Annotated in this window: 17 protein-coding genes; 10 read left to right on the top strand and 7 right to left on the bottom strand. The window is 67.4% G+C overall.

Annotated elements, in window-relative coordinates; all coding sequences use genetic code 11:
• Positions 1-178: 178 nt before the first annotated feature.
• A complete protein-coding gene (locus G6N32_RS06455) occupies positions 179-964 on the top strand; it encodes a biotin--[acetyl-CoA-carboxylase] ligase (RefSeq protein WP_232077529.1) in 786 nt (261 codons plus the stop codon).
• 1 nt (position 965) lies between these two features.
• Here G6N32_RS06455 and G6N32_RS06450 read toward each other — a convergent pair whose 3' ends face one another.
• Genes G6N32_RS06450 through G6N32_RS06440 form a run of 3 tightly spaced genes read right to left on the bottom strand, consistent with a single transcriptional unit; the run spans position 966 to position 3,842 of the window.
• Positions 966-2,126 (bottom strand): acyl-CoA dehydrogenase, encoded by a 1,161-nt coding sequence (locus G6N32_RS06450; protein ID WP_115316708.1) that lies wholly within the window; start codon positions 2,124-2,126, stop codon positions 966-968.
• Between the two features lie 41 nt (positions 2,127-2,167).
• A complete protein-coding gene (gene purE / locus G6N32_RS06445; protein ID WP_115316709.1) occupies positions 2,168-2,674 on the bottom strand; it encodes a 5-(carboxyamino)imidazole ribonucleotide mutase in 507 nt (168 codons plus the stop codon).
• Positions 2,667-3,842 (bottom strand): 5-(carboxyamino)imidazole ribonucleotide synthase, encoded by a 1,176-nt coding sequence (locus G6N32_RS06440; RefSeq protein ID WP_232077710.1) that lies wholly within the window; start codon positions 3,840-3,842, stop codon positions 2,667-2,669. The genes purE and G6N32_RS06440 overlap by 8 nt, the downstream gene beginning before the upstream one ends.
• A gap of 99 nt (positions 3,843-3,941) precedes the next feature.
• On the opposite strand from G6N32_RS06440, the gene G6N32_RS06435 reads away from it, so the two are divergent.
• Positions 3,942-4,592, top strand: a complete 651-nt coding sequence (locus G6N32_RS06435) for a GtrA family protein (protein WP_102808588.1) — start codon at positions 3,942-3,944, stop codon at positions 4,590-4,592.
• On the opposite strand, the gene G6N32_RS06430 is transcribed toward G6N32_RS06435, so the two are convergent.
• Positions 4,547-5,065 carry a PH domain-containing protein gene (locus G6N32_RS06430; protein ID WP_115318788.1) on the bottom strand — a complete coding sequence of 173 codons (519 nt, stop codon included), beginning with the start codon at positions 5,063-5,065 and terminating at the stop codon, positions 4,547-4,549. The genes G6N32_RS06435 and G6N32_RS06430 overlap by 46 nt on opposite strands.
• Positions 5,066-5,153: 88 nt before the next feature.
• On the opposite strand from G6N32_RS06430, the gene G6N32_RS06425 reads away from it, so the two are divergent.
• The 7 genes from G6N32_RS06425 (at position 5,154) to G6N32_RS06395 (ending at position 11,508) form a co-directional block, all read left to right on the top strand.
• Positions 5,154-6,782: an acyl-CoA carboxylase subunit beta gene (locus G6N32_RS06425; protein WP_115316711.1), complete on the top strand. Its 1,629-nt coding sequence runs from the start codon at positions 5,154-5,156 to the stop codon at positions 6,780-6,782.
• 19 nt (positions 6,783-6,801) lie between these two features.
• Positions 6,802-7,080 (top strand): acyl-CoA carboxylase subunit epsilon, encoded by a 279-nt coding sequence (locus G6N32_RS06420; RefSeq protein ID WP_115316712.1) that lies wholly within the window; start codon positions 6,802-6,804, stop codon positions 7,078-7,080.
• A 4-nt stretch (positions 7,081-7,084) separates the two neighbouring features.
• Positions 7,085-7,729: a Maf family protein gene (locus G6N32_RS06415; RefSeq protein WP_115316713.1), complete on the top strand. Its 645-nt coding sequence runs from the start codon at positions 7,085-7,087 to the stop codon at positions 7,727-7,729.
• A 20-nt stretch (positions 7,730-7,749) separates the two neighbouring features.
• On the top strand, positions 7,750-8,646 hold the full coding sequence (locus G6N32_RS06410) for a sulfurtransferase (protein WP_115316714.1): 897 nt from the start codon (positions 7,750-7,752) through the stop codon (positions 8,644-8,646).
• A gap of 2 nt (positions 8,647-8,648) precedes the next feature.
• Positions 8,649-9,062, top strand: coding sequence for a SufE family protein (locus G6N32_RS06405; RefSeq protein WP_172507205.1), 414 nt, complete (start codon positions 8,649-8,651; stop codon positions 9,060-9,062).
• Positions 9,063-9,372: 310 nt separating this feature from the next.
• Positions 9,373-11,160: an acetyl/propionyl/methylcrotonyl-CoA carboxylase subunit alpha gene (locus tag G6N32_RS06400; RefSeq protein ID WP_115316716.1), complete on the top strand. Its 1,788-nt coding sequence runs from the start codon at positions 9,373-9,375 to the stop codon at positions 11,158-11,160.
• 27 nt (positions 11,161-11,187) lie between these two features.
• Positions 11,188-11,508, top strand: coding sequence for a hypothetical protein (locus G6N32_RS06395; RefSeq protein WP_115316717.1), 321 nt, complete (start codon positions 11,188-11,190; stop codon positions 11,506-11,508).
• On the opposite strand, the gene G6N32_RS06390 is transcribed toward G6N32_RS06395, so the two are convergent.
• Positions 11,505-12,050 (bottom strand): nucleotidyltransferase family protein, encoded by a 546-nt coding sequence (locus G6N32_RS06390; RefSeq protein ID WP_115316718.1) that lies wholly within the window; start codon positions 12,048-12,050, stop codon positions 11,505-11,507. The two genes, G6N32_RS06395 and G6N32_RS06390, sit on opposite strands and share 4 nt — an antisense overlap.
• Before the next feature lie 254 nt (positions 12,051-12,304).
• Here G6N32_RS06390 and G6N32_RS06385 point away from each other — a divergent pair, with 254 nt between their 5' ends.
• On the top strand, positions 12,305-12,706 hold the full coding sequence (locus G6N32_RS06385; protein WP_232077528.1) for an STAS domain-containing protein: 402 nt from the start codon (positions 12,305-12,307) through the stop codon (positions 12,704-12,706).
• Here the strand turns inward: G6N32_RS06385 and G6N32_RS06380 are convergent.
• Positions 12,677-13,402: an RNA polymerase sigma factor SigF gene (locus G6N32_RS06380; protein ID WP_036340373.1), complete on the bottom strand. Its 726-nt coding sequence runs from the start codon at positions 13,400-13,402 to the stop codon at positions 12,677-12,679. The genes G6N32_RS06385 and G6N32_RS06380 overlap by 30 nt on opposite strands.
• Positions 13,403-13,464: 62 nt before the next feature.
• Positions 13,465-13,902, bottom strand: a complete 438-nt coding sequence (locus G6N32_RS06375) for an ATP-binding protein (RefSeq protein ID WP_115316720.1) — start codon at positions 13,900-13,902, stop codon at positions 13,465-13,467.
• Positions 13,903-13,964 lie beyond the last annotated feature (62 nt).

The raw sequence follows: 13,964 nt of genomic DNA, 5'->3' as shown, positions 1-13,964 counted from the left end.
CGAACTGGTCGTTTGTGCCGAGCGGCGCGGCCTGCGCAACATGGTCACCATGGTGGGCTGGTCCCGCACTTCGTGGGCGGACGTGTCGCCACTGCGCGCGGGCAGTGCCACTCTGCTCCTGAGTCCCCGGAGACCGGCCACACAAGATTGCGATAGCGAAGCATCTAGGCTCGCTCAGGTGAGCCGCGCGCCGTTGAATCTCGCCTCCCTGTCCGCACTTCCGGTCCGCCGCATCGACGTGGTAGCCGAAACCGGGTCGACCAATGCCGACTTGTTGGCTCGGCACGCCTCCGGTGAAGACATTCGAGGCGCCGTGCTGCTCGCCGAGCACCAGAGCGCCGGCCGTGGCCGCAATGGCCGCAGCTGGTCGGCGCCGCCACGCTCCCAGATCGCCCTGTCGATCGGCGTCGGCGCCGACGGCGTGCCCCCGGAGAGTTGGGGCTGGCTGCCGTTGCTCACCGGGATAGCACTGGTCGACGCCGTCGCGGAGGTGACCGGCATCGAGGCCGGCGTGAAGTGGCCCAACGACGTCCTGGTGGGGTCCGGCAAGCTCGCCGGCATCCTGGCCGAGGTGGCCGCACCCGATCCGGTCATCGTGGTGGGCCTGGGACTCAACGTCACGCTGACCCCCGACGAGGCGCCCGACCCCAGGGCAACCTCCCTGCAGATGCTGGGCGCCGCCCAGCTCGACCGCGATGTGCTGACCGCGGCGATCGTGCGTGAGCTGTCCGCCCGCATCGAAAAGTGGCAAAGCACACCGGGACCCGACCCGACCCTGGTCGAGGACTACCGGCAACGAAGCAGCACCCTGGGCAGTCGGGTGCGGGCGTTGATGCCCGGCGATCACGAAATCACCGGTACCGCAGTCGATGTCGACGAACTGGGCCGGCTCCGTATCGACACGGGCACCGAGGTCATCACGGTGTCGGCGGGCGACATCACCCACCTGAGGGCCGCCGACTAGATCAGCGCAGCAGCGCGCGAGACATCACAACCCGCTGAATCTGGTTGGTGCCCTCGTAGATCTGGGTGATCTTGGCGTCGCGCATCATCCGCTCCACCGGGAAGTCCACGGTGTAGCCGGCACCGCCGAACAGCTGCACGGCATCGGTGGTCACCTCCATGGCGACATCGGAGGCGAAGCACTTCGACGCCGCCGAGATGAACCCGAGGTTGGGTTCACCGCGCTCGGCACGGGCCGCGGCGGAGTAGACCATCAGCCGGGCCGCTTCGACCTTCATCGCCATGTCGGCGAGCATGAACTGCACACCCTGGAAATCCGAGATCGAGGTGCCGAACTGCTTGCGGTCCTTGGTGTATGCGATCGCGGCATCCAGCGCGCCCTGCGCGATACCGACCGCCTGTGCACCGATCGTCGGGCGGGTGTGGTCGAGAGTGGCCAGCGCGGTCTTGAAGCCGGTGCCAGGCTCCCCCACCATCCGGTCGCCCGGGATGCGGCAGTTCTCGAAGTACAGCTCGGTGGTCGGCGAGCCCTTGATGCCGAGCTTGCGCTCCTTGGGCCCGATCGTGAAGCCCTCATCGTCGATGTGCACCATGAACGCCGAGATACCGTTGGCGCCCTTGTCGGGATCGGTCACCGCCATCACGGTGTACCAGGATGACTTGCCGCCGTTGGTGATCCACGCCTTGGCGCCGTTGAGGATCCAGTCGTCACCGTCAGCCTTGGCCCGAGTGCGCATCGACGCCGCGTCGCTGCCGGCCTCGCGCTCGGAGAGTGCGTACGACGCCATCGCCTCACCGGAGGCGATCGACGGCAACACCTTCTTCTTCAGTTCTTCTGACCCACGCAGGATCAGCCCCATCGTGCCCAGCTTGTTGACGGCGGGAATCAGCGACGCCGACGCGTCGACTCGGGCGACCTCTTCGATGACGATGCACGCCGCCACCGAGTCCGCTCCCTGGCCGCCGTACTCCTCCGGCACGTGGACCGCGTTGAACCCCGAGGCGTTCAGCGCATCCAGCGCCTCCTGCGGAAAGCGTGAGTTCTCATCGCAGTCGGCCGCATACGGCGCGATCTCTTTCTCCGCCAGCGCGCGGATCGCGGTCCGCAGCTCGTCGTGCTCCTCGGGCAACTTGAATACGTCGAAATCGGGGTTCCCAGCCATCACAGCCTCCTTGCTACTCGCCGGTAACTTTACCCGGCTCGTCACTCACCGAGTAATCGCTCCCGCAGCGCCCGGTCCTTCGCCAGTACTTGAGCTTCCAAGTCGTCCTGGAAGCTCTCCATACGCTTACGCAGCGCGACATCTGAGGCCCCCAGGATGCGCACCGCCAGCAACCCTGCATTGCGGGCTCCCCCGATCGACACGGTGGCGACCGGCACCCCCGCGGGCATCTGCACGATCGACAGCAGCGAATCCAGGCCGTCCAGCTTGGCCAGCGGCACCGGCACCCCGATCACCGGCAGGGCCGTCGCCGAGGCCACCATGCCGGGCAGGTGAGCCGCCCCGCCGGCCCCGGCGATGATCACCTGGATGCCGCGGGCCGCCGCTGCGCCGGCGTACTCCAGCATCCGTCCCGGCGTGCGATGGGCCGAGACGACGCCGACCTCGAAGGGCACCTCGAACTCGGCCAGCGCCTCGGCCGCCGCCTCCATGACGGGCCAGTCGCTGTCGGAACCCATGATCAGCCCGACCACCGGTTTATCAGTCATTGGCGGAATGCCCGTCCCATCCATCCGTCCATTGCGCGTGCGACAACCAGTGTGCCGCCCGTTCCGCGCGTTCACGTACCCGGTCCACATCACCATCCGCCGCGCCGACGATGTTGACATGGCCCACCTTGCGACCAGGGCGTTCAGCCTTGCCGTACAGGTGGACCTTGGCCTCCGGGATCCGGCCGAAAAGGTGGTGCAGCCGCTCGTCGACGCTCATCGCCGGAGCCTGCGGCGCACCCAACACGTTGGCCATCACCGTCACCGGCGCGATCGGCCGGGTGTCGCCAAGCGGATAGTCCAGGACCGCCCGGACGTGCTGCTCGAACTGGCTGGTCACCGCCCCGTCCATGGTCCAGTGCCCGGAGTTGTGCGGCCGCATCGCCAGCTCGTTGACCAGCAGCGCGCCATCGGTCGTCTCGAACAGTTCGACCGCCAGCACCCCGACCACGCCCAGCTCGCCGGCCAGCCGCAGTCCCAGCTGCTCGGCTTCGGCGGCCAGGTCTTCGGACAGGCCCGGCGCCGGTGCGACGACGGTGACGCAGATGCCGTCGCGCTGCACGGTTTCCACGATCGGCCACGCCGCACCCTGCCCGAACGGGGAGCGCGCCACCAGAGCCGCGAGTTCGCGGCGCATCGACACCCGCTCCTCGAGCAGCACCGGTACGCCGTCGGCCAGGTATCCGGCGACGGCCTCCCGGGCGTGGGCAAGATCACGAGCCAGGACAACGCCGCGGCCGTCGTAACCGCCGCGCACGGTCTTGATCACCACCGGACCGCCGACGTCGGCGGCGAACGCATCGACGTCGTCGACCTGCTCTACCGCGGTAAAGCGAGGGATCGGCGCGCCCAGATCCGCCAGCTTGCGGCGCATCACCAGCTTGTCCTGGGCGTGCACCAGCGCTTCGGGTGGCGGCGCCACGGTGACGCCCTCGGCCACCAGCGTGTCGAGCAGCTCGGTGGGCACGTGCTCGTGATCGAACGTCAGCGCCGACGCGCCCGCGGCCGCGCGGCGCAGCGCCTCGAGGTCAGTGTGGCCGCCGATGACGACGTCGGGGGTCACCTGAGCGGCCGGGTCGTCCGGGCTGACGGCAAGGACCCGCAAGCTCTGTCCGAGGGCGATCGCCGCCTGATGGGTCATCCTGGCCAGCTGCCCGCCGCCGACCATGGCGACGATAGGGGGTGTGGGGCGCTTCGACACGGCCATCATGGTGTCAGACCTGCGCGAGTACGCACACCTACGGTGACTTCCGTAGACTTGCTCCTTGTGTCTTTTGCTGATGCCACCATCGCTCGGCTGCCCCGACCGATCCGGCCCTTCGCCGAGCGGCATCACGAGCTCATCAAGTTCGCGATCGTGGGCGCCACGACGTTCATCATCGACTCCGCGATCTTCTACACGCTGAAGCTGACGATCCTCGAGCCCAAGCCGGTCACCGCCAAGGTGATCGCGGGCATCGTCGCGGTGATCGCCTCCTACGTGCTGAACCGCGAGTGGAGCTTCCGCAACCGCGGCGGCCGCGAACGTCACCATGAGGCGTTGCTGTTCTTCGGGGTCAGCGGAGTCGGTGTGCTGCTGAGCATGGCCCCGCTGTGGTTCTCCAGCTACGTGCTGGAGCTGCGGGTGCCGCACGTCTCCCTGACCAACGAGAACATCGCGGACTTCATCTCCGCCTATGTGCTGGGCAACCTGCTGCAGATGGCGTTCCGGTTCTGGGCCTTCCGCCGTTGGGTCTTCCCCGACGAGTTCGGCCCCAGCCACGACAAGGGACTGGAATCCACCCTCACCGGCGGCGGCTTCGCCGAGGCCATGGAGGACGAGTACGAGGCCGGCGCCACCGTCACCCCGCTGCGACGCCGGCGCGCGTCGCGTCAGCTGGGCGACTCTTCAGAGCCCAGAGTGTCGAAAACTTCGTGATACAGCAGTGAATGCACCCGCTCCACGCGGGGAATGTCGTGGAACTCCAGGGGATCTTGACTCGCCGACTCGATGATCAGCGTGCCGGTGCGCAACATGCGGTCGAGCAGACCGTGGCGGAATTCCACACTGTTGATCCGGGCCAGCGGGATGTCGATGCCCGACCGGGTCAGCAGCCCGTGACGGAACATCACCCGGCGGTCGGTGATGACGAAATGCGTTGTGAGCCAATTCAAGAACTTCCACAACGTCAGCCAGCCGACCAGGATCACCCAGATCGCGGCGATCACCCCGAAGAGCACCTTCTTCGCGGTGGGGTCCCAGTTCGTGTTGTTGACCAGCGCGGCCACGAAGGCCGCCAGGATCGTGGCGACCAGCAGCACCAGGACCGGACCGATCAGCCGCTTCCAGTGCGGGTGGCGATGCAGCACGACCTGCTCGTTCGCGGCCAGCACGTTCTCGGGATATCCCATGGTCATCTACCTACGGCACGGGACACGCGAAGGCAAGAGACATGGTCGCCTTACAGACTCCTTAAGGTTGCCGATACCATCGTCACCCATGACGAGCGTCAAGGAACCGGCCGCCGGGCACACGATCGACATCCACACCACCGCAGGCAAGCTGGCCGATCTGCGTCAGCGCGCCGAGGAGTCGCTGCATCCGGTCGGCGAGACCGCTGTGGAGAAGGTCCACGCCAAGGGCAAGCTCACTGCTCGCGAGCGCATTCTGGCGCTGCTCGACGAGGGATCGTTCGTCGAGCTCGACGCGCTCGCCCGGCATCGCAGCACCAACTTCGGGTTGCAGGAGAACCGTCCGGTCGGTGACGGTGTGGTGACCGGCTACGGCACCATCGACGGCCGCGAGGTCTGCATCTTCAGCCAGGACGCCACGGTGTTCGGCGGCAGCCTCGGCGAGGTCTACGGCGAAAAGATCGTCAAGGTCCAGGAACTCGCCCTCAAGACCGGTCGCCCCCTGATCGGCATCAACGACGGCGCAGGCGCGCGCATCCAGGAGGGTGTGGTCTCGCTCGGTCTCTACAGCCGGATCTTCCACAACAACATCAAGGCCTCCGGCGTGATCCCGCAGATCTCGCTGATCATGGGTGCGGCGGCCGGCGGCCACGTCTACTCCCCCGCCCTGACCGACTTCGTGATCATGGTCGACCAGACCAGCCAGATGTTCATCACCGGCCCCGACGTCATCAAGACCGTCACCGGTGAGGACGTCACCATGGAGGATCTGGGCGGTGCCCACACCCACATGGCGAAGTCCGGCACCGTGCACTACGTCGCCTCCGGCGAGCAGGACGCGCTGGACTACGTGCGCGATCTGCTGAGCTACCTGCCGCCCAACAATTACGCCGAGCCGCCGCGCTACCCGGCCCCGCCGCATCCGGGCGCGATCGAGGACAACCTCACCGACGAGGACCTCGAATTGGACACCCTGATCCCGGACTCGCCGAATCAGCCGTACGACATGCATGAAGTGATCACCCGCATCCTCGACGACGACGAGTTCCTCGAAGTCCAGGCGGGCTACGCCCAGAACATCGTCGTCGGTTTCGGGCGCATCGACGGCCGCCCGGTCGGCATCGTGGCCAACCAGCCGACTCAGTTCGCCGGCTGCCTCGATATCAACGCCTCCGAGAAGGCCGCCCGGTTCGTGCGGACCTGCGACTGCTTCAACATCCCGATCGTGATGCTGGTCGATGTGCCCGGCTTCCTGCCGGGCACCGAGCAGGAGTACAACGGCATCATCCGCCGTGGCGCCAAGCTGCTGTACGCCTACGGCGAGGCCACCGTCGCCAAGATCACCGTCATCACCCGCAAGGCCTACGGCGGCGCCTACTGCGTGATGGGTTCGAAGGACATGGGCTGCGACGTCAACATCGCCTGGCCGACGGCCCAGATCGCGGTCATGGGTGCTTCAGGCGCGGTCGGCTTCGTCTACCGCAAGGACCTCAAGGAAGCGGCCAACGAGGGCAAGGACGTAGACGCCCTGCGCCTCGAGCTGCAGCAGACCTATGAGGACACCCTGGTGAACCCGTACATCGCCGCCGAGCGCGGCTACGTCGACGCGGTGATCCCGCCGTCGCACACCCGCGGGTACATCTCGACCGCCCTGCGGCTGCTGGAGCGCAAGATCGCTCAGGTGCCGCCGAAGAAGCACGGGAACATTCCACTGTGACGACAAGGGGCTGCCGCCGATGAGCAAGCACGAGGACATCACCGAACTCAGCGACCCGCGGGACATCACCCTCGACAACCCCGAGCCGCTGACCCCCGAGATCCGCATCGAGAGGGGCAACCCGAGCGACGAGGACATCGCCGCTCTGGTGACCGTGCTGGCCGCGGCCAGCGGCGGCAACGCCGCCCCGGGTCCGCAGGAGCTCAACCTGTGGGGCCATCCGGTCGACAAGCTGCGCTACTCGATCCACAGCTGGAATCGCGTGACCTTGCTGGAGCGGACCCACATGCGCCGATGAGCGCATCGTGACTCGAGTGGTTCTCGGCTCGGCCTCGACCGGCCGGCTGCGGGTGCTGCGCAACGCAGGTATCGACCCGCTGGTCGTCGTCTCCGGTGTCGACGAGGACGCCATCGTGGCCAACCTGGGCGCCGACGCCGAGCCCGGTGACGTGGTCACCGCGCTGGCTCAGGCGAAGGCGGGCGCCGTACACAAGGTGCTGGATCCCGATGTCGCGGCGGATTGCGTTGTCATCGGCTGTGATTCGATGCTCTACCTCGACGGGGAACTGCGCGGCAAACCGGGAACCCCCCAACAGGTTGCGGCGCAATGGGATTCGATGGCAGGCCGGGTCGGCCTGCTCTATACCGGGCACTGCGTGATCCGGGTATTGCGCGGTGCGGCCGCCCACACCGCGACGCAGGCGGAGGTGACCCGGGTCCGGTTCGCCACCCCGACTCCGGCCGAGTTGGCGGCCTACGTGGCCAGCGGTGAGCCGCTAGGTGTTGCCGGCGCGTTCACGCTCGACGGCCTCGGCGGCTGGTTCGTCGACGGTATCGACGGCGATCCGTCCAACGTGGTGGGCCTGGGCCTGTCGGTGACGCGCCGGCTGCTGAGCGACGTCGGCCTGCCGATCGGCGATCTGTGGGCGGCTAATCCGGTGCGCTGATCAGCGGTAGGCTCGTCGTCGTGCCGCTTCCCGCAGATCCCAGCCCCGCCTTGAAGGACTACGCCCATCCGGAGCGCCTGGTCACCGCCGACTGGCTGTCGGCGCACCTCGGTACCCCCGGGCTGGCCATTGTGGAGTCCGACGAGGACGTGTTGCTCTACGACATCGGCCACATCCCGGGCGCGGTCAAGATCGACTGGCACACCGATCTCAACGATCCGCAGGTGCGCGACTACGTCAGCGGGGCGCAATTCGCCGAACTGATGGACCGCAAGGGCATTTCCCGCGACGACACCGTCGTCATCTACGGCGACAAGAGCAACTGGTGGGCCGCCTACGCGCTGTGGGTCTTCACCCTCTTCGGCCATCAGGATGTCCGGCTGCTCAACGGTGGCCGCGACCTGTGGATCTCCGACGGCCGCGACACCACCCTCGACGTCCCGACCAAGGCGGGTTCCGGCTATCCGGTGGTCGAGCGCAACGATGCCGCGATCCGGGCCTACAAGGACGATGTGCTTGCGTCCCTGGGCCATTCGACGCTGATCGACGTGCGCTCACCCCAGGAGTACACCGGCGAACGAACCCACATGCCCGACTATCCCGAAGAGGGTGCGCTGCGCGGCGGCCACATCCCCACCGCCGTGTCGGTGCCGTGGGCCAAGGCCGCCGAGGACAGCGGCCGCTTCCGCAACCGCGCCGAACTCGAGGAGGTGTACTCGTTCGTCAAGCCCGGCGACGACATCATCGCCTACTGCCGCATCGGCGAGCGGTCCAGCCACACCTGGTTCGTGCTCACCTACCTGTTGGGCATCCCCGGCGTTCGCAATTACGACGGGTCGTGGACCGAGTGGGGCAACACCGTACGGGTGCCGATCGTGGCCGGTGCTGAACCAGGATCAGCGCCCGGGGCATCGTGAGCATGCCTGCTGCGCTCGCCGAGGTCGTGTCCGACTTCGCCGACGTGCAGGGCCAGGACAAGCTCAAGCTGCTGCTCGAGTTCGCCGACGACCTTCCTGATCTGCCCGCCGACCTCGAGGAGGCGGCCATGGAACCGGTGCCGGAGTGCCAGTCGCCGCTGTTCCTGCATGTCGATGCCTCCGACACCGAGCATGTCCGGCTGTTCTTCAGCGCCCCCGCCGAGGCGCCGACCACCCGCGGCTTCGCGTCGATCCTGGCGGCCGGCCTCGACGGCCAGCCGAAAGACGACATCCTGGCCGTGCCCGACGATTTCTACTCCGAACTGGGTTTGGCCGCCCTGATCAGTCCGCTTCGGCTGCGCGGAATGTCGGCGATGCTGGCCAGGATCAAACGCCGTCTGCGCGCGACACCGTAGCTGACGGCCGCCACCGCTTCGCCGGACCAACGGCAGTGCGCGAGCTGGTCGCCCGGGCTTCGGCGAAGCCCGCCGTTACGTCGATTGCGTCACACCCATTCTCGGCCTGATCGAGGAGGTCGACAGCCGGCGAACAACCGGGCTCGGCGTCGCGGCACCCGTCACAGATCCGACCGGCTTGCTGGCCGGATGCTGAACTTACTCATTGGTAGGGGTACCAGCTGATTCGTGTCTAAGCAGCGACGCTTACACTGCCGTGCGAACCTATTTTTAAAGAACGTTCTTAGAGTCACGCAAAGCAGGAGGCGCGGTGCCCAGTCAGACCATCTCCAAAGTCCTCGTAGCCAACCGTGGTGAAATCGCGGTCCGGGTGATCCGAGCGGCAAGGGATGCCGGACTGGCCAGCGTGGCGGTCTACGCCGAGCCCGACGCCGACGCACCGCACGTCCGGCTGGCAGACGAGGCGTTCGCGCTGGGCGGCCAGACGTCGGCAGAGTCCTATCTGGACTTCGGCAAGATCCTCGACGCCGCGGCCAAGTCCGGCGCCAACGCCATCCATCCCGGCTACGGCTTCTTGAGCGAGAACGCCGACTTCGCCCAGGCCGTCCTCGACGCCGGGCTGATCTGGATCGGCCCCAGCCCGCAGTCCATCCGCGACCTCGGTGACAAGGTCACCGCCCGCCACATCGCCGCGCGCGCGCAGGCTCCGCTGGTGCCCGGCACCCCCGACCCGGTCAAGGACGCCGACGAGGTGGTGGCGTTCGCCAAGGAGTACGGCGTGCCGGTGGCGATCAAGGCGGCATTCGGTGGCGGCGGCCGCGGCATGAAGGTGGCCCGCACCATCGAGGAGATCCCCGAGCTGTTCGAGTCCGCGACCCGCGAGGCGATCGCGGCGTTCGGCCGCGGTGAGTGCTTCGTCGAGCGTTACCTGGACAAGCCGCGCCACGTCGAGGCTCAGGTCATCGCCGACACCCACGGCAACGTGATCGTCGCCGGTACCCGTGACTGCTCGCTGCAGCGCCGCTTCCAGAAGCTGGTCGAAGAGGCCCCCGCGCCATTCCTGACCGACGCGCAGCGCAAGGAGATCCACGAGTCGGCCAAGCGCATCTGCAAGGAGGCCGGCTACTACGGCGCCGGAACGGTCGAGTACCTGGTCGGTCAGGACGGGCTGATCTCCTTCCTCGAGGTCAACACCCGCCTTCAGGTGGAACACCCGGTCACCGAGGAGACCGCGGGCATCGACCTCGTGCTGCAGCAGTTCAAGATCGCCAACGGCGAGAAGCTGGACATCACCGAGGACCCGACTCCCCGCGGCCACGCGATCGAGTTCCGGATCAACGGCGAGGACGCCGGCCGCGGCTTCCTGCCCGCACCCGGGCCCGTGACCCGCTACGACATCCCCACCGGCCCGGGCGTGCGCCTGGACTCGGGCGTCGAGGCCGGTTCGGTGATCGGTGGCCAGTTCGACTCGATGCTGTCCAAGCTGATCGTGTACGGCGCCACCCGCGAGGAGGCGCTGGCGCGTTCCCGTCGTGCGCTCGACGAATTCCACGTCGAGGGCCTGGCCACGGTCATCCCGTTCCACCGTGCGGTGGTCAGCGATCCGGCCTTCATCGGTGACGGCGACGGCTTCACCGTCCACACCCGCTGGATCGAGACCGAGTGGGACAACACCGTCGAGCCGTTCACCGGTGGCGGCCAGGTCGACGAGGAAGAGCCTCAGCAGCGCCAGAAAGTGGTCGTCGAGGTCGGCGGCCGTCGGGTCGAGGTCTCGCTGCCCGGTGACCTGGCGTTGGGCAATGGCGGCGGCCACGCCGAATCCGGCGCCATCCGCAAGAAGCCGAAGGCACGTAAGCGTGGCTCCCAGGCCGGCGCCGCCGCCTCGGGTGACGCGGTGACCGCGCCCATGCAGGGCACCGTGGTCAAGGTAGCCGTCGAAGAGGGCCAGACCGTGGCCGCCGGGGATCTCGTGGTGGTGCTCGAGGCCATGAAGATGGAGAACCCGGTGACCGCGCACAAGGACGGTGTCATCACCGGTCTGGCCGTCGAGCCGGGTGCCGCGATCACCCAGGGCACCGTGCTGGCGGAGATCAAGTAAGGCGCTCGCCGCTGACTCGCCGCTGACATGGATCCCGTCGAAATCAACGCGGGCGCTTGGTATCTGCGCGCGTTACGGGCCGACGAGCGGATCGATGACCGCCCCGCGCTGGCCGACCTCGGCGAGACCGATCCGGAGTACGTGACGAGAAGTCTTGCCGGCTGGGAACAGGACCGGGCCTACTCGTGGGCGGTCTGCGAGCCGACCACCGGTGAACTACTCGGCGAAGTGGTCCTCGACCTAGGCGATGGGACGATCCAGCTGCGAGCCCGTCGGGGTCATGCCGAAGCGACCCAGACCGCGGCCGACTCGGTGCGCCGCTTCGCCCAGTCGATCGGCACCGGCTAGCGCTCGTCGACGTCGCGCCCGGTGGCGAGGTCGGAACAGTCGACCGCCACCACATCGGTGCGGGCCGCCAGAAAGCGCCGTGCGCCCTCGTCGCCGTCCAGGGTGGCTCGCAGTGCCGACCAGTGCCTGCGGGCGATGACGACCGGGTGGCCGGGCCGACGGTCGTAGGTGGCACGGGCCAGCCCGGACGCGGACTCGCGCGCAGCCCCGAGCACCCGAGCGACGACGTCGGCGCCGATGTCGGGGGTGTCGACGGTCAAGATCACCGCGAACTCGGCGTCAGATACCGCCGCCAGTCCGGTGCGCAGGGAAACCCCCATCCCGCGCCGCCACTCGTCGGCGACCACCGAACGGGCGCCGGCCGGAACGTCGACAATCGCCGCGCCCAGCACCACAACCACGTCGTCGCAGCCGCCGCCGGCCAGCGCCCCCACTCCCGAGCGCAGCCATTCACCTTGGGCGGCAAGCACTTTCGGCATGCCGTAGCGGGTACCCGGACCGGCGGCCAGCAGGACTCCGGCTGACCGGCCTTGCTTCGACATGTACACAGTGTGACCGCAACTGAAGAGGTTGATGAGAACCCGCCGTTATCGCTGTTCGCCGGTCTGATTAGAGGCGTACAGTTCAAGTCAGGTTGAGTTCACAGCCGCCCGGAAAAACGTCAAAGACGTGCGAGGCGAGCCACTCCCGCACTACACGGGCTTACCCACTCTGGCGCGATCCACAGTACGAATATTCGTTCGCTGATGGAGTCACTATGTCTGTCTTCAGTACAGATCAACCCGAGCGTTCGGCTGTGTCGCATTCACATGATTGCCACACCGCTCGCTTCACTACTATCTGGCCCGACGAGACCGTCGGGATCATCACCGTCCAGGGCGAGCTCGACGCCTCCAATGCCATCGCCTTCGCCGACCATGTCGAGGCGTGCGCCGGCGTGGGCGACCGTTTGGTCCTGGACCTCAGCCCGCTCAGCTTCTTCGGAACCGCGGGCTTCTCGGCGCTGCACACCATCAATGTCCGCTGCGCCAACGCCTCGGCACGATGGGTGATGGTGACCGGCGACGCGGTATCGCGGCTGTTGCGGGTCTGCGACCCCGACCACACGCTGCCGGTCGCCGACTCCGTACGGGAAGCCGTCGAACTGCTCGACGGCGAACCCCGCCGGCTACTCCAACTGGTCCCGGAGCCGAGTTAGCGACTTCGCGAGCAGGCGCGAGACGTGCATCTGTGAGATGCCGACGCGCTCGGCGATCTGAGTCTGCGTGAGCGACTCGAAGAACCGGAGCAACAGGACGGTGCGTTCCCGCTCGGGCAACTGCGCGAGCAGGGGACGCAACGCCTCCCGGTTCTCGATCTGATCCAGGCTCAAGTCGACATCACCCAGGGTGTCGACGATCGCCGGTGCGTCCTCGTCGCTGCCGCTGCCGCCGCTGTCGATCGACAGGGTGTTGTAGGAACTGCCCGCGACCAGACCCTCGACGACCTCTTCGCGTTCCATGCCGAGTTCTTCGGCGAGTTCGGAGGCGGTCGGTGCGCGCCCAAGCCGCTGGGACAGTTCCGATGTCGCCGCGCCAAGCCGTAGGTGCAGTTCTTTAAGCCGGCGAGGCACCTTGACCGACCAGCTGTTGTCCCGGAAGTGGCGCCGGACCTCGCCCATGATGGTGGGAACCGCGAACGACACGAAATCCGAACCGGTCTCGACGTCATAGCGGATGACCGCGTTGACCAACCCGACGCGGGCCACCTGGACGAGGTCGTCGCGAGGTTCGCCGCGACCGTCGAAGCGGCGGGCGATGTGGTCGGCCAGCGGCAGGCAGCGCTCGACGATGCGGTCGCGCTGTCGCTGGAATTGGGCGGAGTCAGGATCCACCTTCGCCAATTCCCGGAACATGTCCGGAACGTCGGCGTACTCCGAGTTCGTCCGCCTTGGCGAACTATCCGTGGCTCGGGAATTCACCGCCCGGAGCCCGCCCGCCTTGTGGTCAGGGTGATACCGAAGACCTGTCCGTCGCTACTGGACTCGTGACCGTTGTGGAATGTCTGCACATCGTCGGTCAGCGAACTCAGCACATGCCAGCTGAAGCTACCGGGGGTGACCACGTCGTTGGTATCGCATGTCGTCGACGCTTCCACCACCACCACGTCGTCGTGGGCGTCGACGACGACGACCAGCGTCGCGTCGGGTGACGCCGAACGAATCAGCCGGGTGCACGCTTCGTCGACAGCGAGCCGCAAGTCCGCCACCGCGTCGAAGTCCAGGTCCTCGAACGTGCCGACCGCGCCGACCACGGTGCGCAGCACGGCCAAGTTCTCCAACTTGGCCGCAACCCTCAATTCGACAGCGCTCTCCCCTCGCTGGTGCGCGCCGCCCTGGCTTTCGCCGTCCGTCATCTGGCCTCCTGGCAATGTCGACCCGACACTACTCCAGCCCAGGGGCGTGCTAACCACGGTCG

It is taken from the genome of Mycolicibacterium aichiense (assembly GCF_010726245.1).
Classification (GTDB): domain Bacteria; phylum Actinomycetota; class Actinomycetes; order Mycobacteriales; family Mycobacteriaceae; genus Mycobacterium; species Mycobacterium aichiense.
Note: the sequence above shows the minus strand (reverse complement) of the source record. Positions and strands in the feature narration are given on the sequence as shown.

Bases quoted from the DNA above. Each gene is read 5' to 3' on its own strand.
- G6N32_RS06450 (WP_115316708.1), bottom strand. From the start codon at position 2,126: ATGGCTGGGAACCCCGATTTCGACGTATTCAAGTTGCCCGAGGAGCAC.
- purE (WP_115316709.1), bottom strand. From the start codon at position 2,674: ATGACTGATAAACCGGTGGTCGGGCTGATCATGGGTTCCGACAGCGAC.
- G6N32_RS06440 (WP_232077710.1), bottom strand. From the start codon at position 3,842: ATGGTCGGCGGCGGGCAGCTGGCCAGGATGACCCATCAGGCGGCGATC.
- G6N32_RS06430 (WP_115318788.1), bottom strand. From the start codon at position 5,065: ATGGGATATCCCGAGAACGTGCTGGCCGCGAACGAGCAGGTCGTGCTG.
- G6N32_RS06425 (WP_115316711.1), top strand. From the start codon at position 5,154: ATGACGAGCGTCAAGGAACCGGCCGCCGGGCACACGATCGACATCCAC.
- G6N32_RS06420 (WP_115316712.1), top strand. From the start codon at position 6,802: ATGAGCAAGCACGAGGACATCACCGAACTCAGCGACCCGCGGGACATC.
- G6N32_RS06405 (WP_172507205.1), top strand. From the start codon at position 8,649: ATGCCTGCTGCGCTCGCCGAGGTCGTGTCCGACTTCGCCGACGTGCAG.
- G6N32_RS06395 (WP_115316717.1), top strand. From the start codon at position 11,188: ATGGATCCCGTCGAAATCAACGCGGGCGCTTGGTATCTGCGCGCGTTA.
- G6N32_RS06390 (WP_115316718.1), bottom strand. From the start codon at position 12,050: ATGTCGAAGCAAGGCCGGTCAGCCGGAGTCCTGCTGGCCGCCGGTCCG.
- G6N32_RS06380 (WP_036340373.1), bottom strand. From the start codon at position 13,402: ATGTTCCGGGAATTGGCGAAGGTGGATCCTGACTCCGCCCAATTCCAG.
- G6N32_RS06375 (WP_115316720.1), bottom strand. From the start codon at position 13,902: ATGACGGACGGCGAAAGCCAGGGCGGCGCGCACCAGCGAGGGGAGAGC.